This window comes from Geofilum rhodophaeum (assembly GCF_002210225.1).
Classification (GTDB): domain Bacteria; phylum Bacteroidota; class Bacteroidia; order Bacteroidales; family Marinilabiliaceae; genus Geofilum; species Geofilum rhodophaeum.
In genome coordinates this window covers 37,610-61,979 of sequence record NZ_MWUJ01000004.1, presented here as the reverse complement: position 1 = coordinate 61,979, position 24,370 = coordinate 37,610, and the positions used below count along the sequence as shown (strand labels likewise).

Sequence of the window (24,370 nt, the reverse complement as noted above, 5' to 3'; positions counted from 1 at the left end):
AAAAAATAGTTTTTGGTTATGAAAAATATTCTGTCTTTTGGTTTGTTGGTGCTGACCCTCACGGGCTGTTTGCAAAACGAGCAGCCCATTACCGTGTTTTTGGCCGGAGATTCTACGGTGGCCGACAAACCCTATCGCGACGGGAATCCTGAAAAAGGGTGGGGCCAGGTTTTCCCTCTTTATTTTATGGAAGGAGTGCGTGTAGAGAATCATGCCGTGAATGGCCGCAGCACAAAAAGCTTTATTGATGAGGGACGATGGCAAGATCTGTTGAATGAAGTAAGGGCAGGTGACTATGTTTTTATTGAATTTGGTCACAACGATTCTAAAATTGAATCGGAAAAGCGTTATGCCGCTGCCGAGGGGGCCTATTCCGACAATCTTCGGCGTTTTGTAAGCGATGTGCGCGATCGTGAAGGCATACCGGTTTTACTTACTCCCATTGTACGTCGACGTTTTGATGAGCAGGGCGTTTTCTACGACACCCATGAAGGCTATCCCGATGCCGTCAGAAAAGTAGCCGCAGAACTGGATGTGGTGCTCATCGATTTGCATAAAAGTACCTGGCAAATGCTGGTTGACTTTGGGCCGGAAGCCTCTAAGAAACTCTTTCTGCATATCGACACCACAGAATACGGCAACCTTAAGCAGGCCCTTGCAGACGACACCCACCTTTCGCCCTATGGCGCCTTTAAAGTGGCTGATTTGGTTGCTGCAGATCTTAAAAAATCCATCCCCAAACTGGCCGGTTTTTTAAAAAAATAGTTATCGCTAAAACGGAATAAAACTGCACATTGAGCCGCGTGGCTGGATGTGCAGTTTTTTTGTGAAAGGATTTTAAATATTCAGACTTTTGTTGAATTGATGTTGTGGCTTGGCAGGTAACTTGTTGTTTATGAGGGTTTAGATGATTTATGGCGGGTGTTTTTGGTCATTTTAGGCATCCTTTTTGGATGATTAGTCCCACCTGTTTACCGTGATCTGTGTTTAAATTGCAGCATAAATGTTAATGTGTGCAAAACCCGATCAGATTGGCAAATGAAATTAAAAAGGTAGAATTTGTTAAGTAATCAATTCAAATTATGAGAAAAAGAGAGATTTTTCGAGTGTTAATGATCGCTGGAATGTGGGCCTTTGGTTTATTGGCTTACGCTCAGCAGAGTCAGTTGGTCACAGGTAACGTGGTCGACACCCAGGGTGAGCCTCTTCCTGGAGTTAACATCATTATTAAGGGGACTACCACAGGGTCGGTAACCGACTTTGATGGAAACTTTCAACTTCAGGTACCCGATGCGCAAAATGCCGTTTTGGTATTGCGTTTTATTGGATTTGAAGAGCAGGAGATCGCTGTAGATGGGCGATCAAGTATTACTGCCGTGCTTCATACAAGCTCCATAGGTTTGGATGAGGTGGTGGCCATAGGCTATGGTACTGTGAAAAAGAGAGACATTACCGGTTCGGTTGCTTCGGTTAGCGGAGATGCGCTGCAGGCCATTCCCGTAGCCAGTGCAACTGAGGCCATTACGGGTAAGTTGGCCGGTGTGCAAATTTCTGCGACAGAGGGTTCGCCCGATGCCGAGATTAAGATTCGGGTAAGGGGAGGTGGTTCCATCACCGGTGACAATACCCCTCTTTTAATTGTCGATGGTTTTCCTGTTGAAAGCATTAACGATATCGCGCCTAGCGACATCGAATCGATCGATGTTTTAAAGGATGCCTCATCAACCGCCATTTATGGTTCACGTGGTGCAAATGGTGTAATTATTGTAACCACCAAGAGTGGAGAGGCCGGGAAAGTAAATGTAAACTACAATGCTTACGCCTCCTGGAAGCAGTTGGCTAAGAAATTAGATGTTTTGGAGCCTTATGATTATGCCAAGTTCCAATATGAACGTGCTCAATTGGCCAATAAGCCTGAGAATTTTACTGACTATTTTGGCAATTATCAGGACTTGGATTTGTATAAGGAGGTTCAAGGTAACGATTGGCAGGATCAGGTTTTTGGACGCACCGGTTTTACATTTAACCACAATTTGAGCATTAACGGGGGGGGAGAAAAAACCAAGTACGCCTTCAGTTACAGTCATATCGATGATAAGGCCATTATGCAAATGTCCAGCTTTAAGCGCGACAACCTTACGCTGAAAATGAGTAATAAACCCCATGAAAAGGTTACCCTTGATTTTTCGTTGCGTTATTCAAATACAGAAATTGAAGGTGGGGGTGCCAATGAGCAAAATGAAATATCTTCAGCGGATTCCCGCTTGAAGTATGCGATGATTTATCCTCCCTTTCCGGTAAGTGGATTGACGAGTTCCGGGGAGACAGATCCGGACTTCAACCTTTATCACCCTGTTACTGCACTTCAAGATAACGATCGTTATCAGGCTCGCAGGTCCTATAATATGAACGCTAGTGCTGCCTGGGAAGTTATCGATAATTTAACCCTTCGTACGGAAGTCGGACTCGATGATTATAAATCAAATGATCAAAGGTTTTATGGTTTGACCACCTATTACGTAAAGGATCGACCTTCTGCTGACGACAGCGGAATGCCGGCCATTATTTTTAACAAACGTAATCGGGATACCTTTAGAAATACCAACACCTTAAACTACGACCTTGATGATTTGTTGGGCGAGCGTCAGAGTTTGAATTTGTTGGCAGGACACGAATACTATGTTCGTGAGCAGGAAGAGCATACCACCACTGTTCATGGTTTGCCCGAGTCGTTCTTACTGGAAGACGCAGCGGCCTTGCCAGCACAGGGGAGTCCCCACTCCATCGAAAACTATTACAGTCCTGACGATGTACTCTTGTCTTATTTTGGTCGGGTGAACTACGCTTTTGACGATAAGTATTTGTTCAGTGCCACTTTCCGTGCTGATGGTTCTTCTAAGTTTTCGGAAGGAAACCAATGGGGCTATTTCCCCTCAGCAGCAGCAGCCTGGCGTGTTACCGGGGAATCGTTTATGGAGGGAACCCAATATTGGCTGGACGATCTGAAATTACGTTTGAGTTATGGTACAGCTGGAAATAACAATATTCCATCAGGGCAGTTGATTCAAAATTTGGAAGTACGTACCACTAACTATGTCAATGGTTTTGACAGCTATTGGGCAGGATCTAAAACCATGGCTAACCCTGATTTGAAATGGGAGACTACCGTTACGCGTAACCTGGGACTTGATTTTGCAATAATGGGAGGACGTCTGAATGGTAGTGCTGAGGCTTACATCAACAATACCAAAGATTTGTTGATTCAGTTTCCTGTTGCCGGTACCGGATACGATAACCAGTATCGAAATATGGGAGAGACTCAGAATAAAGGTTTTGAATTCATGCTGAATTGGGTGGCATTGGATACCCGCAACTTTGGATTAAACATCAGTGGAAACATTGGGTTTAATAAAAACGAGATCTTGTCCCTGGGACTCATGGAGGACTTTACTCAGGATTCTGGCTGGGCTTCCACCGAAGTGGGGGCTGACTTTATGGTAGCCGAAGGCGGCTCCGTTGGTCAGATGTTCGGATACCGCAGTGCAGGTCGTTATGAGGTGGATGATTTTGATGGTTTTGTTGATGGGGCTTGGATTTTGAAGGAAGGTGTTGTCGACAGCTCGCCTGTTGTGGGAACCTTGCGTCCAGGTTCTATGAAGCTGCAAAATCAGACTGATGATAACCTGGTTGATGTGGATGATCGGGTTGTTATTGGGGATGCTAATCCCTTGCATACAGGTGGACTTACCTTGAATGGCCGGGTTTATGGTTTCGATTTGTCTGCTGCGTTCAACTGGAGTTATGGCAACGATGTTTACAACGCCAATAAAATTGAGTACACCTCAACCAGTAAATATCACTCGCGTAATATGTTGACCATTATGGAAGATGGTGAGCGATGGACCAATCTGCGAGAAGATGGAACCATCAGCAACGATCCTGTGGAATTGGCAGAAATGAATGCCTCCACAACGATGTGGTCGCCATATATGCAGCGCTTTGTGTTTTCTGACTGGGCAGTAGAAGATGGCTCTTTTCTTCGTCTGAATACGCTTACTTTAGGTTATACTTTGCCCAGTGATCTTACATCACGCATAAAAGTGAGCAACTTAAGGTTTTATGCATCGGCTTATAATGTATTCACCCTGACCAACTATACTGGATTCGATCCGGAGGTTTCTACACGTAGAAAAACGGCTTTGACTCCCGGTGTAGATTATTCGGCTTATCCCAAAAGCCGCTCCTTTGTAGTTGGTATGAATTTAACTTTTTAAACAGTAGATTATGAAGAGTTTGATATATAAAGCATTTTTGGCATTTTTACTCTCAGGGGTGATTATGTCTTGCGAGGATACCTTAGAGGTAGAATCCCAGTCTGCGCTTGATGAATCGGTAATTTTTTCTAACCCAAGTCTGGCTGAAGGAGCCGTGGCTGGTATCATTCATTCGTTTGGTGAGACCAACTCTTATCGGGGGCGTTTCATTTTGTACTATGGGATGAATACAGACACAGAGGTTACCCACTCTTTAAGAGATGTAAATGAAGACAAAGCTCGTCTTTCCAACTATAATACCAATATTAATAATGGCCAGATGAACTCTGAAAACAACGCCTGGGCCAAGTTTTATGAAGGTATTGAGCGAGCCAATATTGCAATTCGGGGACTACGTGCCTATGGAAATGTGGAGAACGATGCCTATATGGCTCAACTGCTGGGCGAAGTGCTTACACTCCGTGCTGTGGTTTACAATGACCTGTTGAATGCCTGGGGCGATGTGCCTGCTCGTTTTGAGCCGATTTCTTCGGAAACCATGTACCTGCCTCGTGCTGATCGGGATGTGATTTACAAGCAGTTATTGGCCGACTTGGATGAGGCTGCAACCCTGGTTCCCTGGCCCAATGAGAACAGTCTCACCCAATCCACAGAACGAATCAACAAGGCTTTCATTAAAGGTCTTCGTGCTCGTTTGGCGCTGGCTGCAGGTGGGTATGGACAGCGCCCCGATGGAATCAGAAAAAGTACCGATCCGGAATTGGCTTCGGAAAAGATGTATGCCATTGCCAAGGCAGAGTGCCTGGATATTATAGAAAGTGGCACCGCTGAATTAGAGACTTTTGAAGGTGTTTTTCGTTCTTTGCACCGTGAAGACTACGTAGCCGGGAAAGAAATCCTTTGGGAGATTCCTTTTGATACCGGACGTGGAAGGGTTATTTTTGATTTGGGTGTTAAGCATACCAATGCCGATAAGTACACCGCCCAAAACAGAGGTGGTAGCAACGGGCCCAATCCTGCTGTCTTTTATGATTTCGATGCAGACGATGTTCGTCGTGATGTTTCTTGTGTGCCCTATGAGTGGACCGACGGGGTTCAGGTGCCTACCAATGCCAATAAGTTCTACTTTGGTAAGTATCGTTACGAGTGGTTGTTTGAAGAAAGTGGACGTCGGGTCGATGCACCCAATGACGATGGCCTGAATTTTATTTATATGCGTTATGCCGACGTTCTTTTAATGGCTGCCGAAGCCATTAACGAATTGGATGGTCCTGCGGCAGCTGCACCTTATCTGCGTGAGATTAGAGAGCGCGCTTTTCCAAATAATCCTGAGAAGGTGGATGCATTGATGGCTGAGGCTACCGCCAGTAAGGAGGCTTTCTTTGATGCTGTTGTTGATGAGCGTGCCTTTGAATTTGTTGGGGAGAAGCTGAGAAAGCGTGACCTGATTCGTTGGAATCTTTTGGGGCAGAAATTAGCTGAATCGGCCACAAAACTTCAGCAATTCGAAAATCGTGAAGGGAAATATGCTGATCTTCCTGAAAAGATTTACTATCGAACAGCTGAGGATGGCGAAACCTTAGAGATTTATGGACTGAATTTTGGTGATACGGATGAGGCAGGTGCTGCATTAGGCTTTACCGAAGAAAAAACCTGGAAGCTTAATTCTGAAGGGGACTTGGTTATGTACTGGGATGGTCTGTATCAGGCTGATCCCGATTCACGGCAGTTTTGGCCCATTTGGCAGGTTTTTGTTGACTCCAGTAATGGTCAGCTGACCAACGATGGATATGGTTACTAAAACATTTGGCTAAAAGTAGATGAATAAGTTCCGGAATGAGATCCGGAGGAAAAACAAAATTGTATACCTATGAATAAAGTATTAAAATATTCAGCAATGCTGTTCGGTGCTGTGGGTCTGTTGGGCTTTTCTGCCTGCTCTGACGACATTGACCCTGAAATGACCGAACTGGAGGTGAGTCGTTTGTTCTCACCAACCGATATTGAGGTTCGGGTATTGAACCAAACTACAGCACGGGTTAACTTCAAGCCGGTTCGCAAGGCGGATAGTTATACCATTGAATTCTTCGAGAATGAGGAGGAAACAGAAACCGGTGATTTTTCCGGAACCCCTATACGTACAAAAACAGGACTGACTTTGGAGGACCTTCCCTATTCTGAATTAGGACTTCGGGGTGAGACTTTCTATGCTGTTCGTGTTAAGGCTGTTGGGACAGGTATTTCTGAGTCCTTGTGGTCAGGTAGTGTTTTTCAAACCGGAACGGAACAGATCTTTCTTGCCATGGGAGAAGAGGATGTTACGCATAATTCTGTGGTTTTGCGTTGGCCCGCAGGTGAAACGGCCAGCACCATTACGTTGACTCCGGGGGATATTGTACATGAGCTGAGTGCTGCTGAAATTGAAGCTGGTGAAGTACTTATTGAGGGATTGGACAGTGAAACCGATTATGTGGCGGTTATGCGTCGCGATACCGATACCCGCGGAACCATGGCTTTCAGAACGCTTATTGACCTGGGGGGAGCCATTCAGGTCTTCCCTGAAGATGATCTGCTGACAATGATTGCAGAGGCGGAACCCGGTGCCGGATTAGCCTTAATGCCAGGAGAATATGTTGTTGACGGCAATATTACCATCGACAAAACTTTATCTATTGTTGGCGTGTATCCGCACGATCGTCCTGTGATAAAGGGTGCCATTGTTCGCATGAGTGGTTTGGCCGGTTTAACGCTGCGTAATTTGATTATGGATGGTGCTACCTCCGATGGTAATCAGACTGTTGTTTATGATGAGGCATTGCCCGATGCTTATGGCGCCGTTGTAATTGACGGGTGTTATATTACCAATTATACCAAGGGTGTGTTCTATGCCAGCAACGCTGTTTTGATTGAGTCGGTAACCATTACCAATACCGTTTACTCCAATATAGTTTGTGACGGAGGCGATTTCATCGATTTCCGAAGTGGAATGACCAGACATCTGGAGTTTACAAATAACACCATTTACAACAGTGCGGCTGATCGCGATCTGATTCGTATGGATTCAGGTGGTTCGAGCAGCTTCCCCGGTGAGCCTTGCGTGGTCGTGTTTACCAATAATACCCTTCACAACGTTATTGATAAAGAGGGTACTACCCGCAGAATTATGTATGTGCGTCACGCTGAAAATCAGATTACTGTCAAGAATAATATTTTCAGTAATGTAGTGGGTAACTACTCTAGGCAGAGTGAGACCAACATTGTTGAATTCGATAGAAACAACTATTTTAATTCACCGAATTTGACCAGTGATGCCTTCACCGCTTACGATTATACCACGACCTACCTTTCTGTAGACCCGGGATTTGCCGATCCTTCGGCAGGTGATTTTACCGTAAGTCAGGAAGATGTTGTATTCTATAACATTGGAGCGGCCCGTTGGATACCGTAATCTGAGTTTGTTTAATTAAAGGGGCAGCCTTTGTGCTGTTCCCTTTTTACTTGTTATTACTATGAAAAAATTGCGGTGGAGTTGGATGTTGCCTTTGGTTGTTTTGATGGGATGCTCCGGCAATGACGATGATCTACAGGAACCGGATCCCGGACCTGGCGACGAGACAGAACTTCCCGATCGTTCGCAAATTCCTTCTTTTCCCGGCGCGGAAGGTGGGGGGATGTACACACTTGGTGGGGCCGGTGGGGATGTATATGTAGTTTCTACCCTTGAGGATACTTTTCGTGAGGGGTCCTTGCGACATGCAGTAAGTCAGTTTGGCGCGCGCACGATAGTTTTTGCTGTTAACGGCACCATCCGATTGAACAGCCCCTTACGTATTTCGCGAGGCGACTTGACTATTGCCGGACAAACGGCTCCCGGTGCTGGGATAACGCTTAGGGATCAGCCTGTAGTGGTGGAAGCCGACAATGTTGTTATTCGTTTTTTACGTTTCCGCTTGGGCGATGTCAGCGCAACGGAGGATGATGCTGTTTGGGGGCGCGGTCATAAAAACATTATCATAGACCATTGTTCAATGAGTTGGAGTACCGATGAGTGCGCGTCTTTCTACAATAATGAGAATTTTACGTTGCAGTGGAGCTTGATCGCCGAGAGTTTGAACGAGTCGGTGCACGACAAGGGAGCTCACGGGTATGGTGGCCTATGGGGAGGCTACAATGCCAGTTTTCACCATAACTTGCTTGCCCATCATAAAAGTCGCAATCCCAGATTTTATGGGGTACGCGATGGTATTACGCGGGAGCGTGCAGAAATGGTCAATAATGTCATTTATAATTGGGGCGACAACTCCGCTTATGGGGGAGAGGATGGTCAATACAACATCATCAATAATTATTACAAGGCTGGGCCTGCTACTACCAGTAATAAAAGCCGTATTTTTCAGGCCTATAAGGGAAATGACTATGGCCGTTTTTATGTTAGTGGCAATTATGTGGAGGGTTACCCTTCGGTGAGTGCTGAGAATTGGGCCGGCATTGATTTGAAAGATGGAGGCGACAAAGCGGCTTTAGGTGTAGAGACGCCATTTTCCATCACTGAAGTGAATGTTGAGTCTGCCGAAGAAGCTTATGTAAAAGTTCTTGATCATGTTGGAATGAGTATTTATCGCGATCTCGTTGATGCAAGAATTATTGAGGAGGTCAGCGCTGGAACGGCTACTTATGGTGGTGCCTATGGAGAAGATAGTGGCATTATTGATTCTCAGGAGACAGTAGGCGGATGGCCTGATTATGATGCTGTTGATTCTCCTCTTGATTCTGATGGGGACGGAATGCCCGACGCCTGGGAATCCACGAAAGGTCTCAATCCTGATGCTCCTGAAGATGGATCTGCCTATGGTTTGAGTGACTCTTACACCAATCTCGAAGTCTATCTCAACGAGCTGGTGAAGGAGAAAATTGGATTTGGATATTAAATTTAATACGATAAATCGATGAAAAAACTACTTTATGCAGGCGCCCTGGTTCTTGGTTTGGCCGTTTTGCCGGGATGCGGCAATGGTCAAAAAAACGAGGCCTCGGGTGAACTTTGGTCCGTGCGTATGGCCAATTCAGTTATGGCACGTTACGATACCTTATTGAAAATGGATGCCCCCCGGGTACGCTGGCAGTACGATGTTTCGTATGTGGGCCAGGCCATTGACCGTTTGGGCCACCTGGATCCGAAGTATTCGGAGTACATGGAAACTTTTATCGACTACTTTGTACAGGAAGATGGTTCGGTAAAGCATTATAAGCAGACCGATTACAACATTGACCGCATCAATCCGGCTAAAAATGTGATTACCCTGTACAAACGTACCGGTGAGCAAAAGTATCGCGATGCCATTGAATTACATGTTGAGCAGATGCGCAATCATCCCAAAACGGAATCGGGCGGTTACTGGCATAAGAAAATTTATCCCAACCAAATATGGTTGGACGGTTTGTATATGGCCTCTCCTTTTTTGGCACAGTACGCCAAGGAGTTTAACGATCCCGAATGGTTTGACGTTGTTGCCGACGAGATTAAGCTGGCTTACCGTGTTACACGGGACGAAGAAAGTGGCTTGTTGTACCATGCCTACGATGAGAGTCGCGAGCAGCGCTGGGCCGATCCGCTTACCGGCCAGTCGCCCCACTTCTGGAGCCGGGCTACCGGATGGTATATGATGGCCATTGTGGATGTGCTGGACTTTTTGCCTAAAACGCATCCCGATCGCGACAGCATCATTGGGATACTGAACAATGTTTCAGAGGCCGTATTAAAGGTACGTGATCCCGAAACGGGATTGTGGTATCAGGTGCTGGATCATTTGGGTGAGGAAGGCAACTATATTGAAGGTTCAGGATCGGCCATGTTTGCTTATACCTTTGCCAAGGGGGCTAAAAACGGCTATCTGAACGAGAATTATCTGGATTTGGCCAACAGTGTTTTTGACGATATTCTGGAGCACCTGATTGTAGAGGAGGAAGACGGACTGCTTACCATGACCAGTATCTGTGGCGCTTGTGGTTTGGGTGGCAATCCTTATCGAGACGGGTCGTACGAATATTACATTACTGAAAAGGTGAACGATAATGACCCCAAAGGGGTGGCCCCGTTTATTATGGCCGCCATTGAGTTGGAGCGGTGATTTACTTAAAATGTTATAGAGGATGAAGAGAAGTTTGATGATGATCGGGCTGGGAGTCTTATTGACTCCCGCCTTGGTTTTTGGGCAAAGTGATTGTGTTACAGGTCGGTTGGCCTTTCCTGGTGCCGAGGGCGCCGGGAAATACACCGTTGGGGGACGTGGTGGCGAAGTTTATGTTGTTACCAATCTGAATGATGAGGGGGAAGGAAGCCTTCGCAAAGGGGTTCAAAAGCATGGTGCACGCACCATTGTTTTTGCAGTTTCCGGCGACATTCTTTTAAATCGTCCCTTAGACATCAACAACGACAGCATTACCATTGCGGGACAAACTGCGCCAGGAGATGGGGTTTGTTTGAAGGGCTACGGTTTGAAAATTAAGGCCAACGAAGTTATTGTTCGTCACCTGAAGGTTCGGCCCGGCGATTTGTACGAGGTGGAGCAGGATGCGGTATCGGTCATCGGACAAAAAAATGTGATCATTGATCACTGCAGCTTTTCCTGGGGCAACGATGAGGTTTTGTCGGCCTACAACAATGAAAACATCAGTGTGCAGTGGTGCATCATTAGTGAGTCCTTGAACGAATCGCATCACCACAAGGGGGAGCATGGCTATGGTGGCATTTGGGGCGGAAATAAAGCGACCTTTCATCACAACCTGTTGGTGCACCATACCAGTCGCAATCCCCGTTTACAAGGTGGCCGAACGCTGAAGGGCGACGAGCAGGAGTTGATGGAGTTTGTTAATAATGTGGTGTACAACTATGCAGAGAAAGCCATTTATGCGGGCGAGGAAGGACACTACAATATTGTGGGCAATTACTTTAAACCCGGTCCGGCAACGGCAAAGGATGAACGGGAGCGTTTTGTGGAACCTTATGCGCCTTTTGGAGGGTTTTATGTTTCCGGAAATGTTATGGACGGAAGCGCAGCGGTTACAGCCGATAACAAATTGGGTGTAAGTGAAAGCAAAGGACCGGTTGATAGTATGTTGGTATCCATTCCTTTTGTGGTGTCCGATTACGAAGTGCGTGATGCCCGGGAGGCCTACACGGCTGTTTTGCAAAAGGCGGGGATGGGGGTTCGCGATGCCTTGGACCGGAGATTGGTTTATGAGGTACGTAACGGCGTGGCCCTCTATGGGCGCAACGGCATTCTCGACAGTCAGGATGAAGTGGGCGCCTGGCCGGCTTTGCAACAGTACCCTGCCCTGAGCGACAGCGACAAGGATGGCATGCCCGATGGCTGGGAGTTAAGTCGGGGTCTGAATCCGGAGGACGCTGATGATGCCTGGCAGTATAATTTGTGCTCAACCTACAGCAATTTGGAAGTGTACCTCAACAGTCTCTCTGTCCTTTAGTCTTGTTTTTGTATTTTTGGACAATGGTTCAATTTTTAAACAAATTTTAAGACAATGAGAAAAAGAAATGGATTCTTGCTGCTGGTGTTTTTGTTGCTCGCATGGAGTTGTGGAACTGATGAGGAAAGAAAAGAGCGTACGGTGTTTTTGGCAGGCGACAGTACCGTTGCCGATTACAGCAAGTATGCCGATTATATGGAAAAGCGTTACCCGATGACAGGTTGGGGACAGCGTTTGCCTGAGTTTTTAGTGGCCGATAGTCTCGACCAGGTGCGTCAATGGTTCCCTTCTGATTCGGTTAAGGTGGATAACCACGCCATTGGTGGTCGGAGCACCAAGACCTTCTTTCAGGAGGGACGCTGGCGTGCTCTTGTAGAAGCTGTTCAGCCAGGTGATCTGGTGTTGATTCAATTTGGCCACAACGATGCCTCTGCCAATAAGCCAGAGCGCTTTACGGCGCCCGATGCTTACCAGGAATACCTGCGTTTGTTCGTTACCCAAACCCGAGAAAGGGGTGGTATTCCCATACTGGTGACGCCCGTAACGGGTAATCATAAGTGGGATGAGGATTTGCAGATGTACAATCAGCACGGAGATTATCCTGCTAAGATGAAGGAATTGGCCGAAGAGCTCAAAGTGGCTTTGATCGATCTCAATGAGCTTTCGATGAAGGCTTTTACCCCGGTGGGACCGGATTCCCTGGGGCCTAAATATTTCATGAATCTCGAGCCGGGTGTTTATGCGGGCTATCCGGAAGGACGTACTGATAATACACATTTTAATATGGCAGGTGCCCAGGTTGTGGCCCAGCTGGTGTTTGATGCGCTGAAGACGCTTCAGCTTCCCGGGCAAATCCCGGAAAACTAAATTTTTCTGTTATGAGCAGGTATTTATTGACTGGACTGGGCCTGTTGGCCCTTATGTGTTTGCCTTCATGTATGCAGCAAGGCGATTCTCCCTCCGGGGACGAAACCCAAGTGCTGGATACCAAAGAAGAAATTCTGGCCCGCATTGTGGCGCCGGTCTTTCCTGAGCGGGACTTTTTGTTGAGCGATTTTGGTGCATCTGCCGATGGACTGGGCGACAATAAGGCGGCTTTTGCTGCGGCAATGACTGCCAGCCGGGAGGCTGGTGGGGGGCGTATTGTGGTTCCTGCCGGTGAATACCTGGTCAATGGTCCCATTCATTTTGTAAGCAATACTGAGTTGCATCTGGAAGAAGGGGCAAGGATCTTTTTTAGTTCTGACCCGCAGCACTACCTGCCGGTAGTGCCAACCAGTTGGGAAGGAACGCTTTTGCACAATTACAGTCCCTTTGTTTATGCTTATCAATGTGAGAATATTGCGATCACTGGGAAGGGGCGCATTGATGGAGAGTCCTCGGAAACCTGGCAGTTGTGGCGCGATAAGCAAAAAGACAGTCAGCTGTTATCTCGTCGAATGAACAACGATGCAGTTCCTTTAGAGGAACGCATCTTTGGCGAGGGGCATTATTTACGTCCGCATCTGATTCAGTTTTACGATTGTCGCAACATTCTGGTTGAGGATGTGCTTATCGAGGATTCGCCTTTTTGGTGCCTACACCTTTTGATGTGTGAAAATGTTACCGTGCGGGGCCTTCGTTTCGATGCCCATAATAAAAACAACGACGGCATTGATCCGGAGTATTCGCGCGATGTGCTCATCGAAAAGGTGGTTTTCAATAATGGCGACGATAATGTGGCCATAAAGGCGGGACGCGATCACGAGGGGCGCAGCATGGCACGGCCCACCGAAAACATCATTGTACGCGATTGTCAACTTCAGGGCTTGCATGGCATTGTCATTGGCAGCGAAATGGCTTCGGGCGTACGTAATGTGTTTGTGGAGGATTGTGTTGCCGGCGGTTATCTTAAGCGGGGTTTGTACATCAAGTCGAATCCCGACCGGGGTGGTGAAATATCCAACATCTACTTCAATAATGTGCAGCTCGATGTGGTGGAGGACGCTTTCTTTATCACCTCCTTTTATCATCAGGAGGGAGAGGGACACGTTACCCACATTCACGATGTTTTTGTGGAGAATGTGTATTGTCGCGAAGCCACAGCTGCGGGTATTGTGGTGCATGGCTTTCCTGAATTAAAGGTGCACGATGTACATTTTACCAATGTGACCATCGAAAAGGCCGATATCGCTTTTGACTTGCAGGACGCACGAAATATTGTTCTTGAAGACGTGTCGATTGGGGGACAAGCAGGTCCGCCCACCTGGGCACAATAATAGGATGTTTCTCTGTAATACAGAAAAGACTCCCCCTTTGCAAGACATTTGCAAAGGGGGACTTTTTTATGAAATGCTCACCAGACGAATGTCAAAGTGCAGCACGGCGTTGGGTGGGGGTGAAAGTGCCCACGAATAAAAAGCGGCTGTCCGTATAAGGGACAGCCGCTTTTTGTCTATGATGGCTACCTTGCTTAAAGGGCCAGGAGGCGCTTTAAGTGGCGGTCGTAGATGTTTTCGTAAACGCAGTTGCCTACTATGTCGGCATTCTTTTCGAGCAAGCTGTTGTAGCGTTCAATCTGGTCGGCCGCCAGTTTGTAACCCACGTGTACCAGCTGACGCAGGTTGGGGTTGTACTGGGGGTGACCGGGAATGTGGCGCAGGGCGTTGGCAAAGTCTTCGTTGCTCCACTTGGCGACTTCCTCAGCAGAGGGAAGCTGACTTTCGTCGATGTCGATAACATCTGCGTAAGGTGCACAAAGCTTCTCTACATTCTGCAAGGCCTTGCCGTAAATTTCTTTTACAAAGTCGAGGGCTTCTCCGCCGGCTAATGCCAGACCAATCACCTCTTCGAGCCAGGTGGTTCCGGCTGTTTTCAGGTGGAAACCTTTGTTGTGCTTCTTGCTTAATTCCCGAATGGGGTCGTAAATGCTGAATTTGTCCGAACCCGAATGGATGCTGAGCTTCAATTCGGCAGGCAGTCCAAATTGGGCCACGGCGTAGTCGATGACCATCAGGTTGGCTTCGTATTCCTCGCTGAAGGCTTTAACATCCCCTACGTAGTCCACTCCCTTGTTGAAGCGACCGGTAAATTTGGGCGCAATGGTTTGGGCCGGTACCTGGTAATGGGCCAGCATGGCCAGGATGAAGAAAAGCTCCACCGGAGTCTGGGGATTCGGAACTTCATCCATCGACACTTCAGTGATGAAGTTGCCCTTGCCTTTTGCTGCTGCAATTTTTTTGTAGGTCTCGCCCGCCATGCAAGCGGCATAAAGGTATTGGTCGGCTATGGTGCTGACCTGGGCTTCGGTGACTTCAATGGCTTTGGCTATGCCCGGGATGTTGAAGCTGCCGATGAAGGGCTTCATTTTGGCCAGGAAGTCCTCCTTTTTGGCACAGTCGCCCTGCTTACCAATGTAAGAAGCTACATCGATGGTAAAGAAGTCCGACGAGTCCATAAACCGGTCAACGGTATCGAGATTGATGTGGTCGGCGTCTACAAAGTAGAGCTTGTTCCAGCTCATTTCCTTAATGGTGGCTTCCACTGCCTTGCGTGCATCGGCAGGTTCGCTGCCAATGGTCGTGTGCTCGCGGTTCGACTTGTTCCACACGGGGGAAATGTCGAAACCTTTCTGAGTGGCTTCAACTACTGCTTTCAGCTGGTAGGAGGCCTGGTGGGCAAAGCGGTCGCCCATGCCGATGGAGTATTTCGATAATTGTTTCATAACGTATTGATTAAAAAAGGTCTACATTTTCTACATTGATGATTTCGACCGGTTGATATTCTCTTTTGGAGCTTATCTGTCCGGTCGTTAGGTATTCAAACATGCGTTTTACAGCCTTTTCGGACTGTTTCATGGGCTTTTGCCCAATCAGAAAGCGGATGATGCCCTTTTTCAGGAACTCTTTGTTCTTCCGGGTGAGCTCGTAGCCCACCAGAATGAGGTCCTTAAGCCGGCGACTCTCGATGTACCTGGCAATGGCGTGGGTTTTGGCGCTGCTTACCAAAATGGCCCCAATGTTGGGGTTCGACTGGAATATGGCATCCATACGCTCCTCCACTTCTTTGGGGTCCGACACAGGAATCTCCACTGTAATTTTCATGCCCTGGTTTTTTCCGGTATCCAGAAAGTAGCTCATGAAACCCTGGTTGCGGCGATTCAAATGTTGCGTGTTCTCCAAATCCTTGGCCAGATTTACAATCAAAATGTCTTTTTGAGGCAGCAAGCCGTAGTCGATGAGACTGGCAGCAACGCGGCCACCCTGGTAGGCATCTTCCCCTACAAAGGAAAGGCAGTTGGCGTTTTCGATAAAGGTGTCGATGAAGATATAAGGAATACTGCGTGCATCGAGCTCGTTGCAAAATTGCAGGGACTCTTTTTTCAGGATGGGGGCAAAAATGACCCCTTCGGGCTGATATTCCAAAATCTCCCTGGTTTTCTCCACAAAGTCGGCCTCGTTGTGCAATTCAAAAAAGAAGAAGCGCACATCAACATAAAAGGGGCGGAGACTTTTGATGGCATTTTCGATGCCCTGGGGGTGCAGGGTCCAAAATACATTGTCGCTGCCCCCACGTGGCATCAGTGCAGCCAGATTGTATTGTTTTTTGGCTGTGAGAGCCTGGGCCACAATGTTGGGCTGGTAATGCAGTTCCCGGGCGATGGTCAGTACCTTCTCCCGGGTTTCTGCAGCTACTTCGCCCCGGTTGTGCAGCACCCGGTCAACGGTGCCTATCGAAACACCTGCCTTTTCGGCAATATCTTTAATTCTGACCTGTTTCATTCGCTTAGTTTAAAACCCAAAAAGGCGGGGAACAAACATGGTAATGGATGGGAAGAAGGTGATTATAATCAATACCGCAATCATGGCGATAAAGAAGGGAATCAAGGGTTTTACCACATCCTGAATCTTCAGGTTGGCCACACTGCAACCGATGAATAACACGGAACCTACGGGTGGGGTACACAAACCGATATTCAGGTTCAGAATCATAATGATACCGAAGTGAATGGGGTCCAGACCCAGCTGTGTGGTTACTATAGGCAGAAAAATGGGGGTGAAGATCAATACCGCCGGGGTCATATCCATAAAGATGCCCACAAACAAAAGTATGAGGTTGATCATCAGCAGAATAACGAAGGGATTGGACGAAACCGAAAGGAGTCCGTCGCTCACGGTCTGCGGAATGTTCTCAAAAGACATTACCCAGGAGAGACCGATGGAGGTGGCAATCAGCAGCATAACAATGCCTGTGGTTTTGACTGTTTTTACCAAAATAGATGGTAAATCTTTCATCTTTACTTCTTTGTAGAAAAATGCCAGGGCAAGACAGTAGACCACGGCAATGGCTGAGGCTTCGGTTGCGGTAAAATAACCGGCCACAATTCCTCCAATTACAATAACGAGCATGAAAAGACTGGGGATGGCGGCAATGAATTTTTTAACTCCGGCTTTAAAACCAATGGCTTCACCCAGGGGATACTTTTTGCGGTAGGCATAAACTCCTCCTACCAGCATCAGGGCCAAACCGGTTAAGATTCCCGGAATGTAACCCGCCATAAAAAGGGCAGCAATAGAAACGCCCCCCGATGCCAGCGAATACACGATCAATACGTTGCTGGGGGGAATGGCCAATCCCGTAGTGGCCGAAGTCACGTTGATGGCTGCTGAGAAGTTTTCTTCATAACCCTCTTTTTTCATTTGTGGTCCCATAATGGAGCCAATGGCAGAGGCCGATGCGGCTGCTGAGCCAGAAATGGCACCAAAGAGCATATTGGCCATTACATTTACAAAAGCCAGTCCTCCCGGGAAGCGACCTACCAGCACTTTGGCAAATTCGATGAGTCGCATGGCTATTCCGCCCGAGTTCATGAGTTGTCCCGCCAGTATGAAGAAGGGGATGGCCAAAAGCGAAAAGCTTTCGAGTCCCGTAGCCATGCGTTGGGCCATGGTGGCAAAGGCAGGGAGGGCGTCAAAACTAACCAGCATGGTGGCCAGTGCTGACAGGCCAATGCTGAAGGCTACCGGCACCCCAATGGTCAAAAATAAGATGAAGGAGCCGACCAGTACTACAATTCCTAATATATCCAATTCCATGGTTATGCTTGTTTAAGGGTTTTGTAATTTTTTACCAGGTGCGCAATGTCGTCGATGGCATAATAGGTCATCAGCAAACCGCTGATGGGTACAATGGCGTAAACGTAGCCCACCGGTATTTGCAGGGCTGCCGAAAGCTGTCCCAATACAAAACGGGTGTATACCAGCCAACTGCCGCCTACGACCATAATGGCCAGGCAAAAAATTATGACCAATACATTGATGAAGATCATGGTGTGGTTGAGGGTGCGAGGTCCCATTTTGGTATGTAAAATGTCGATGGCCAGGTGTTCGTGCTTGCCTTTTACATAGGCCGCACCAGCCAGGCCCACCCATATCAGCAAAAAGGTGGCCAGCTCATCGGTAAAGGAGCTGGGATTGCTGAAAATGTAGCGACTGGCTACCTGCCATACCACGTCCAACACCAGGGCGCCCATTAAAACCACCAGGGCAATTTCGAGAACTTTATCTATGCGTGCTCTGAATGTCATAGTTGTAGTATTATGAGTTATTGTTCCGTTAAATTTTCCAGGTCTTCGGTGGAAGTCTCCAGGGCTTCTGCCTGAGGAGGGTTGGCATTGCGAATGTCCTGAATCAGGTCGTACACCCTTTCGTTGTCGCGGTAAATGTTGTACACCCCTTGAACCGCATCGATAAAGGGTTGCTTGTCGGGCACAATAATGTTGACCCCTTCTTCGGCCAGTGCGGCCAGCGAGGCTTCTTCCGATTTTTGCCATTCCTTGCGCTGAACCCCTACCGATTCTTCAACGGCTTGTTGCAACCAGGCTTTTTCCTGATCGTTGAGTTTGCCCCAGGCATGGGTGCTCATGATCATTACATCCGGAATCATGGTGTGCTCGTTAAGGGTGTAGTTGCCGCTTACCTCATAGTGGTGTGAGAGGTAAAAGCTGGGGGGGTTGTTCTCCGCTCCGTCTACAACTCCGCTTTGCAGGGCCGTATAGAGTTCGCCCCAGGAGATGGGCGTGGGCGAACCACCCATGGCGCGAATCATTTCCACCGCAGTAATGCTTTGCATGACCCTTATTTTTAGTCCCGCCAAATCAGCTGGCGTATGTATCGGTTTGGCGGTGTAAAAGCTCCGTGCGCCCGCATCGTAGAAACAGAGGCCACGCAGCCAAAACTGTTCGCCCTTGGCCAGCATGGATTTGCCGATGGGCCCGTCGAGTACACTGTAGGCGTGTTCCTTGCTGGTGAAAATGTAGGGAAGTCCAAAGACCTTGTATTCTTCGACAAAGCCCTCCATGGCCGCTGCAGACACTTTGGTAAGGTCGAGACTGCCCAATTGCAGGAGCTCCAGACTCTCTCGCTCGGTGCCGAGAACCCCGCCCGGATACACTTCTACCCGGAGTTTTCCTTCGGAGATTTCCTCCACCCTTTCAGCCATATATTCCATGGCAATGTGAACCGAGTGCTTGGTGTCGAGGGTGTGCCCCAGCTTCAACACTTTAACGTCACTTTTTAGTCCGCACGAGCTGAGCAGCAGGGCGGTAAAAAGGAACGTTAGCGCGAATGATGTTTTCATTATGGTTGTATTTAAGTAATGAGTGCAGGTTGGTGCAGTATGATTTTGCAAAGACCCGCATGGTTTTGTGGTTTATGTGGGATGGGCTCAGCCCAAAGGCTGATTGGAAATGGAGTGGGGCCCGAGGCCCCACTCCGAAAAGGTTTTACTTAAACATTATAGGTGGTGGAGGCGGTAGTTCCACCTCTTCCGGTCCAGTTGGTGTGGAAGAACTCACCACGCGGTTTGTCGATGCGCTCATAGGTATGAGCACCAAAGTAATCGCGCTGGGCCTGCAGCAGGTTGGCGGGCAGGCGCTCACTGCGGTAGCCATCGAAATAGTTGAGGGCGGTGGCAATGGCGGGAGCGGGGATGCCGTTCATTACAGCGGTAGCCACTACGCGGCGCCAGCCGTCCTGTGCCTTGTCCATCACATCCTTAAAGAAGGGATCGAGCAAGAGGTTGGTCAGGTTTTCGTTCTTGTCGAAGGCTTCCTTGATTTTGCCTAAGAAGACCGAACGGATGATGCAACCACCGCGCCACATCAGCGCAATGCCGCCGTAGTTCAGTTTCCAGCCGTACTCCTGAGCAGCCGCAGCCATCAGGGCATAACCCTGGGCATAGGAAACCACCTTGGAGGCGTAAAGTGCCGATTCCAGGTCCTTCAACAATTGCTCCTTGTCGCCCTTGAATTCGGGCTTGGGACCTTTGAGTACTTTGGAGGCGGCTACGCGCTCTTCTTTGATGGCCGACAGGCAGCGTGAGAACACCGCTTCGCCGATCAAAGTCAAGGGAATACCCAGGTCGAGGGCCGACACAGCGGTCCATTTACCCGTTCCTTTTTGTCCCGCAGTATCCAGAATCTTGTCGACCAGGGGCTGACCGTCTTCGTCTTTGAAGGCCAGAATGTCGCGGGTAATTTCGGTGAGGTAGGAGTCGAGGGGACCCTCATTCCACTTTTTAAAGACCTCGTGCATTTCGTCGGCCGACATGCCCAATACATCTTTCATGATGTGGTAGGCTTCGTTGATCAGCTGCATGTCGCCGTACTCAATGCCGTTGTGTACCATTTTAACGAAGTGACCGGCACCGTTTTCACCCACCCAGTCGCAACAGGGCGTACCGTCTTCCACTTGGGCCGCAATGCTTTGGAAAATGGGCTTCACCAGGGGCCAGGCCTTGGTGGAGCCACCGGGCATGATGGAGGGGCCCAGCAGGGCACCTTCTTCACCACCGGAAACGCCGGTTCCAATGTAGAGCAAGCCCTTGCTTTCTACATAAGCGGTCCTGCGATCGGTGTCGGGGAAGTGGGTGTTGCCGCCGTCGATGATGATGTCGCCTTCCTCCAACAGCGGAATAAGGCTGTCGATGGTGGCATCTACGGCCTTACCGGCCTTAATCATCAGCATCACTTTACGCGGACGCTCCAGCGATTGTACCAGCTCCTCGAGGCTGTGGGTGCCTTTGATGTTTTTGCCTTTGGCGCGGCCATTCACAAAATTGTCCACCTTGTCGGTAGAACGGTTGAAAACCGACACCTGAAAGCCCTTGCTTTCCATGTTCAGCACCAGATTTTCGCCCATAACGGCCAGACCAACCAGGCCAATGTCAGATAATGCTTTCATATAATAAACTGTTTTTATTTGTTTGTTGTTTCCCGAACGTCTTACTGCTCTGCTTTGTTTGGAGGAGCGGTCACTTTTCGGGTTACGCGAACGGGTAATTGCTCTTTTTTAATCGTTGAAACGATCCTTGTGCGCCCAAAGGCCCACCGCAGGGTTCGAAATATAGAAAATTTCCTCGCCATCGGGCAAAGTGTTGAAACCATCTTTCAGCGTTTCGGGATTGTAGCGCTTCAGCATCTCGTTTAAATCGGCGTATTGGAAGTGTACCGACTCAATTTCTTCCCGGCTGAGGTGGCCCGGACAATAAGTCACCGAAAAGCGCCCCTCGGAGCTGCCGTGGATGAGGTGGGCGGCTGCACCCAGATTGTTTTTCATGTCCTCATTGTTCTCCACATACTCCAGCGTTTTGGGCGTACCACAATAGCCGTACTTACGAATGAGCTTGTCGATGGTCTTGTCCTCCCCAAATTCTTTAAGTGCAGGGGCCAAAACAATCAACTCGGCCCCGTCGGCCAGGGCCATACGGGTACGGTAGATGCTCTTGTTGCCCAACCAGGTGCTGCGGAATTCCGAAGGGTCGAGGTATACAACGACCTTCTTCAGGGGCTCGGCCACCATTTCGAAGTTGACCTTGATCGACAAGTCGGCGGCCATTTCAAATACCTCTTCATCGTCGCCGATGAAGATGCCGCGGGTAACCAGCTTGCCGGCTTTGTTGCGACCGATGACGGTTTGCACATAAACAATGGGCAAATCCTGGGCAAAGTGCTCCGAGGCGTAATTCAGCACCCGGCGCACCGGATTGTTGGCGCGCCCCATAATGCGTTCCATGCCGTAGGCGGCGCCAATAAAGTGACTCTTGTTGATGCCCTCGGCACCACCGGTGCCTACAAAGATGTTTTTGTTGTAGTTGGCCATGCCAATTACCTCATGGGGCACTACCTGGCCAATGCTCAGGATGAGGTCGTGCTGACCTTCCACCAGCATCTTATTCACCTGGGCGGGCCAGTCGTAGGAGATGCGGCCGTCGGTAATTTCAGCGATGTAGTCGCCGGGAACTACGCCCAGGGTAACTACATCGTTGCGCCAGTCGTGCACCCGAAACAAATCGTGCGGCACCTTTGGAAACATGTCGCTGATTTCTTCCGGCGTCATGGCCACATGAGTCCCCAATGCCGGCAAAATATCGGTGAGCTTGTCGCCGTAGTATTCCCAGGCGTGGGCAGTTATTTCTCCGGCCTTGGAGTGCAGACGGGTATAGTCTGGCGGTATGGCCAGCACCTTTTGGCGCTTGCCCAGCTTATCCAGGGCCTCATGAAGGGCTGTCCTCAAGTCGTTCGACGACAGCTCTTCTGTTTCTGATCCGCGTTGATAAAATACCATAATGTTTTATTTAGCGTTTTACGCGTGCGTTGCCACTCCATACGCTCCATACCATGTCTTCATCGGCAGGCTGTGCGTAATCGGTCAGGAAGGTCGTAGCCAGGGCGCCGGTGGCCCAGCCAAACTGAATCCATTTCTCCGCTTCCCAGCCTTTGAGAATACCGTAGAGCAGGCCACCCACAAAGCCATCGCCACCGCCAATGCGGTCGAGTACCCTGATGGGACGCGGTTCCACCACATGCCAGTTGTCGCCTTCGAGCATGAGGCCACCCCAGAGGTGATCGTTGGCGCTGATGACTTCGCGCAGGGTGTTGGTGAACACACTGGCGTTGGGGAAGGACTTCTTAACACGCAGAATCATTTCCTTGAAGCTGTCGATTTTGTCGCCAATGGCTTTTCCGCCCGCTTCGGGACCTTGAATGCCCAGGCAGAGCTGGAAGTCTTCCTCGTTACCAATCAATATGTCGGTTACCGAAGCAATTTCGGTAAAGATTTCACGCAGTTCTTTTTCGCGGCCTTTCCAAAAGGTGGCGCGGTGATTCAGGTCGAAGGAAATGCGGGTGCCGTGCTTTTTGGCAGCCCGGGCCAGTTCCAGACAGAAGTTTCCGGTGTCGGGCGAAAGGGCAGCGATGAGTCCCGAAAGGTGCACAATCTGCACGCCTTCCTGACCGAAAATGCGGTCCAGATCGAAGTCCTTCACGTTGAGCGTGCGTCCCACTTCGCCAGCACGGTCGTTTTGAACACGGGGACCGCGCGAGCCGTAGCCGCTGTCGGCAATGTTGAACTGGTGGCGGTAACCCCAGGGATCGCCCTGCTCCACCTCGGGGCCTTCGTATTCCATGTGGCGGTTGCGCAGGTTGCTCTTGATGAATTGGGCCACGGGACTGCCTTTTACAAAGGTGGTCAGTACTTTAACCGGCAGACCCAGGTAGGAAGCTATGCTCGCTACGTTGGTCTCCGCACTGGTGGCTTGCATTTGAAAGGTATCGCTGCTGTGAACGGGCTGGCCGTTTACCGGGGTGATGCGTACCCCCATACTGGTGGGGACGATCAGGGACCACTTGCAGTTGTCTTTAAGTTGTATGCTCATGACTGTTTGATTTTAAGGTGAATAATGGGTCTTTGCCGCAAGTGCGGCAAAGACCAGGTTTTGCAGCATTAAACGCCGCTGTAAGCACTGAAGCCGCCGTCAACCGGAATTACTACCCCGGTAATGAATTCGGCCCAGTCCGACAACAAATACAGCAGTGTTCCCGAGAGTTCCTCTGGTGTTCCGTAACGCTCCATAGGCGTGCCGTTCATAATTTTTTGTCCGCGAGGCGTGGCTTCTCCTGTTTTTTCATCTACCAACAAAAAGCGGTTCTGGTTGGTGAGCAAAAAGCCGGGAGCAATGGCGTTGACACGAATGCCGGTGTTGGCAAAGTGCACGGCCAGCCATTGGGTAAAGTTGTTGATGGCTGCTTTAGAGGCCGAGTAGGCCGGAATGCGGGTGAGGGGACGGTAAGAGTTCATCGACGAAATGTTGACGATGCCTCCGAATTTGTTTTCCACCATGTCCGTAGCAAACACCAGGGTGGGCAGCAGGGTGCCCTTAAAGTTGAGGTCGAAGGTCTTGTCGAAACCTTCCAGCTGCAAGCCAAAGAAGGTGTCTTCCAAAGCGTCGCCGTCCTTCATTTTCTCCACCTTGGAGGTGGCGGTTGCTGCGTTGCCTCCGGCACCATTTACCAGGTAGTCGATTTTTCCCAGTTTTTGGTTGATGTCCTTTTTGGCGGCTTCCAGAGAAGCCCGGTCGAGCACGTTGGCCGAAAAACCAAGGGATTCCACACCCGATTCGGCTTTGATTTCAGCAGCTACTTTTTGGGCTGCTTCCAGATTCAGGTCGAGAATGGCGGTTTTAACGCCATGTGCGGCCAGGGCGCGGGCCATGGTGGAGCAAATTACGCCACCACCACCGGTTACCACAGCGACCTTGCCTTTAAGATTCAATTCTTTGATTGCGGCTGTCAT

The 24,370-nt window shown here is 49.1% G+C and carries 18 protein-coding genes; 9 read left to right on the top strand and 9 right to left on the bottom strand.

The window, feature by feature from the left end:
- Positions 1–18: 18 nt before the first annotated feature.
- From B4W65_RS05450 to B4W65_RS05410, 9 genes are all read left to right on the top strand, one after another.
- Complete coding sequence (locus tag B4W65_RS05450) at positions 19–765, top strand: rhamnogalacturonan acetylesterase (protein WP_088654116.1); 747 nt, start codon at positions 19–21, stop codon at positions 763–765.
- A gap of 317 nt (positions 766–1,082) precedes the next feature.
- Positions 1,083–4,274 (top strand): SusC/RagA family TonB-linked outer membrane protein, encoded by a 3,192-nt coding sequence (locus B4W65_RS05445; RefSeq protein ID WP_088654115.1) that lies wholly within the window; start codon positions 1,083–1,085, stop codon positions 4,272–4,274.
- Positions 4,275–4,284: 10 nt separating this feature from the next.
- On the top strand, positions 4,285–6,075 hold the full coding sequence (locus B4W65_RS05440) for a RagB/SusD family nutrient uptake outer membrane protein (protein WP_088654114.1): 1,791 nt from the start codon (positions 4,285–4,287) through the stop codon (positions 6,073–6,075).
- A gap of 69 nt (positions 6,076–6,144) precedes the next feature.
- On the top strand, positions 6,145–7,722 hold the full coding sequence (locus B4W65_RS05435) for a DUF4957 domain-containing protein (protein WP_088654113.1): 1,578 nt from the start codon (positions 6,145–6,147) through the stop codon (positions 7,720–7,722).
- A gap of 61 nt (positions 7,723–7,783) precedes the next feature.
- The gene (locus B4W65_RS05430) at positions 7,784–9,202 is read left to right on the top strand and encodes a pectate lyase family protein (protein WP_088654112.1); all 1,419 of its coding nucleotides are present in this window, start codon (positions 7,784–7,786) and stop codon (positions 9,200–9,202) included.
- Positions 9,203–9,220: 18 nt separating this feature from the next.
- On the top strand, positions 9,221–10,402 hold the full coding sequence (locus tag B4W65_RS05425) for a glycoside hydrolase family 88/105 protein (protein ID WP_088654111.1): 1,182 nt from the start codon (positions 9,221–9,223) through the stop codon (positions 10,400–10,402).
- A gap of 22 nt (positions 10,403–10,424) precedes the next feature.
- Complete coding sequence (locus tag B4W65_RS05420) at positions 10,425–11,759, top strand: pectate lyase family protein (RefSeq protein ID WP_240509489.1); 1,335 nt, start codon at positions 10,425–10,427, stop codon at positions 11,757–11,759.
- A gap of 54 nt (positions 11,760–11,813) precedes the next feature.
- Positions 11,814–12,626 (top strand): rhamnogalacturonan acetylesterase, encoded by an 813-nt coding sequence (locus B4W65_RS05415; RefSeq protein WP_088654110.1) that lies wholly within the window; start codon positions 11,814–11,816, stop codon positions 12,624–12,626.
- Between the two features lie 11 nt (positions 12,627–12,637).
- A complete protein-coding gene (locus B4W65_RS05410) occupies positions 12,638–14,017 on the top strand; it encodes a glycoside hydrolase family 28 protein (RefSeq protein WP_088654109.1) in 1,380 nt (459 codons plus the stop codon).
- 194 nt (positions 14,018–14,211) lie between these two features.
- Here B4W65_RS05410 and B4W65_RS05405 read toward each other — a convergent pair whose 3' ends face one another.
- The 9 genes from B4W65_RS05405 to B4W65_RS05365 all read right to left on the bottom strand — a co-directional run bounded on the left by B4W65_RS05405 (position 14,212) and on the right by B4W65_RS05365 (position 24,370).
- On the bottom strand, positions 14,212–15,462 hold the full coding sequence (locus B4W65_RS05405) for a tagaturonate epimerase family protein (RefSeq protein ID WP_088654108.1): 1,251 nt from the start codon (positions 15,460–15,462) through the stop codon (positions 14,212–14,214).
- Between the two features lie 10 nt (positions 15,463–15,472).
- On the bottom strand, positions 15,473–16,519 hold the full coding sequence (locus B4W65_RS05400) for a LacI family DNA-binding transcriptional regulator (protein WP_088654107.1): 1,047 nt from the start codon (positions 16,517–16,519) through the stop codon (positions 15,473–15,475).
- Between the two features lie 9 nt (positions 16,520–16,528).
- Complete coding sequence (locus tag B4W65_RS05395; RefSeq protein ID WP_088654106.1) at positions 16,529–17,833, bottom strand: TRAP transporter large permease; 1,305 nt, start codon at positions 17,831–17,833, stop codon at positions 16,529–16,531.
- A 2-nt stretch (positions 17,834–17,835) separates the two neighbouring features.
- Positions 17,836–18,324: a TRAP transporter small permease gene (locus B4W65_RS05390; protein WP_088654105.1), complete on the bottom strand. Its 489-nt coding sequence runs from the start codon at positions 18,322–18,324 to the stop codon at positions 17,836–17,838.
- A gap of 17 nt (positions 18,325–18,341) precedes the next feature.
- Positions 18,342–19,376 carry a TRAP transporter substrate-binding protein gene (locus B4W65_RS05385; protein ID WP_088654104.1) on the bottom strand — a complete coding sequence of 345 codons (1,035 nt, stop codon included), beginning with the start codon at positions 19,374–19,376 and terminating at the stop codon, positions 18,342–18,344.
- Positions 19,377–19,525: 149 nt separating this feature from the next.
- Positions 19,526–20,980 (bottom strand): decarboxylating NADP(+)-dependent phosphogluconate dehydrogenase, encoded by a 1,455-nt coding sequence (gnd, locus tag B4W65_RS05380; RefSeq protein ID WP_088654103.1) that lies wholly within the window; start codon positions 20,978–20,980, stop codon positions 19,526–19,528.
- A 108-nt stretch (positions 20,981–21,088) separates the two neighbouring features.
- Positions 21,089–22,363, bottom strand: coding sequence for a lactate racemase domain-containing protein (locus tag B4W65_RS05375; protein WP_088654102.1), 1,275 nt, complete (start codon positions 22,361–22,363; stop codon positions 21,089–21,091).
- A gap of 10 nt (positions 22,364–22,373) precedes the next feature.
- On the bottom strand, positions 22,374–23,453 hold the full coding sequence (locus B4W65_RS05370) for a sugar kinase (RefSeq protein WP_088654101.1): 1,080 nt from the start codon (positions 23,451–23,453) through the stop codon (positions 22,374–22,376).
- Between the two features lie 68 nt (positions 23,454–23,521).
- Positions 23,522–24,370, bottom strand: a complete 849-nt coding sequence (locus B4W65_RS05365; protein WP_088654100.1) for an SDR family oxidoreductase — start codon at positions 24,368–24,370, stop codon at positions 23,522–23,524.

What these genes read in the sequence shown, in the direction of transcription:
- B4W65_RS05450 (WP_088654116.1), top strand. Translation starts at nt 19, where the DNA reads ATGAAAAATATTCTGTCTTTTGGTTTGTTGGTGCTGACCCTCACGGGC.
- B4W65_RS05445 (WP_088654115.1), top strand. Translation starts at nt 1,083, where the DNA reads ATGAGAAAAAGAGAGATTTTTCGAGTGTTAATGATCGCTGGAATGTGG.
- B4W65_RS05440 (WP_088654114.1), top strand. Translation starts at nt 4,285, where the DNA reads ATGAAGAGTTTGATATATAAAGCATTTTTGGCATTTTTACTCTCAGGG.
- B4W65_RS05435 (WP_088654113.1), top strand. Translation starts at nt 6,145, where the DNA reads ATGAATAAAGTATTAAAATATTCAGCAATGCTGTTCGGTGCTGTGGGT.
- B4W65_RS05430 (WP_088654112.1), top strand. Translation starts at nt 7,784, where the DNA reads ATGAAAAAATTGCGGTGGAGTTGGATGTTGCCTTTGGTTGTTTTGATG.
- B4W65_RS05425 (WP_088654111.1), top strand. Translation starts at nt 9,221, where the DNA reads ATGAAAAAACTACTTTATGCAGGCGCCCTGGTTCTTGGTTTGGCCGTT.
- B4W65_RS05420 (WP_240509489.1), top strand. Translation starts at nt 10,425, where the DNA reads ATGAAGAGAAGTTTGATGATGATCGGGCTGGGAGTCTTATTGACTCCC.
- B4W65_RS05415 (WP_088654110.1), top strand. Translation starts at nt 11,814, where the DNA reads ATGAGAAAAAGAAATGGATTCTTGCTGCTGGTGTTTTTGTTGCTCGCA.
- B4W65_RS05410 (WP_088654109.1), top strand. Translation starts at nt 12,638, where the DNA reads ATGAGCAGGTATTTATTGACTGGACTGGGCCTGTTGGCCCTTATGTGT.
- B4W65_RS05405 (WP_088654108.1), bottom strand. Translation starts at nt 15,462, where the DNA reads ATGAAACAATTATCGAAATACTCCATCGGCATGGGCGACCGCTTTGCC.
- B4W65_RS05400 (WP_088654107.1), bottom strand. Translation starts at nt 16,519, where the DNA reads ATGAAACAGGTCAGAATTAAAGATATTGCCGAAAAGGCAGGTGTTTCG.
- B4W65_RS05395 (WP_088654106.1), bottom strand. Translation starts at nt 17,833, where the DNA reads ATGGAATTGGATATATTAGGAATTGTAGTACTGGTCGGCTCCTTCATC.
- B4W65_RS05390 (WP_088654105.1), bottom strand. Translation starts at nt 18,324, where the DNA reads ATGACATTCAGAGCACGCATAGATAAAGTTCTCGAAATTGCCCTGGTG.
- B4W65_RS05385 (WP_088654104.1), bottom strand. Translation starts at nt 19,376, where the DNA reads ATGAAAACATCATTCGCGCTAACGTTCCTTTTTACCGCCCTGCTGCTC.
- gnd (WP_088654103.1), bottom strand. Translation starts at nt 20,980, where the DNA reads ATGAAAGCATTATCTGACATTGGCCTGGTTGGTCTGGCCGTTATGGGC.
- B4W65_RS05375 (WP_088654102.1), bottom strand. Translation starts at nt 22,363, where the DNA reads ATGGTATTTTATCAACGCGGATCAGAAACAGAAGAGCTGTCGTCGAAC.
- B4W65_RS05370 (WP_088654101.1), bottom strand. Translation starts at nt 23,453, where the DNA reads ATGAGCATACAACTTAAAGACAACTGCAAGTGGTCCCTGATCGTCCCC.
- B4W65_RS05365 (WP_088654100.1), bottom strand. Translation starts at nt 24,370, where the DNA reads ATGACAGCCGCAATCAAAGAATTGAATCTTAAAGGCAAGGTCGCTGTG.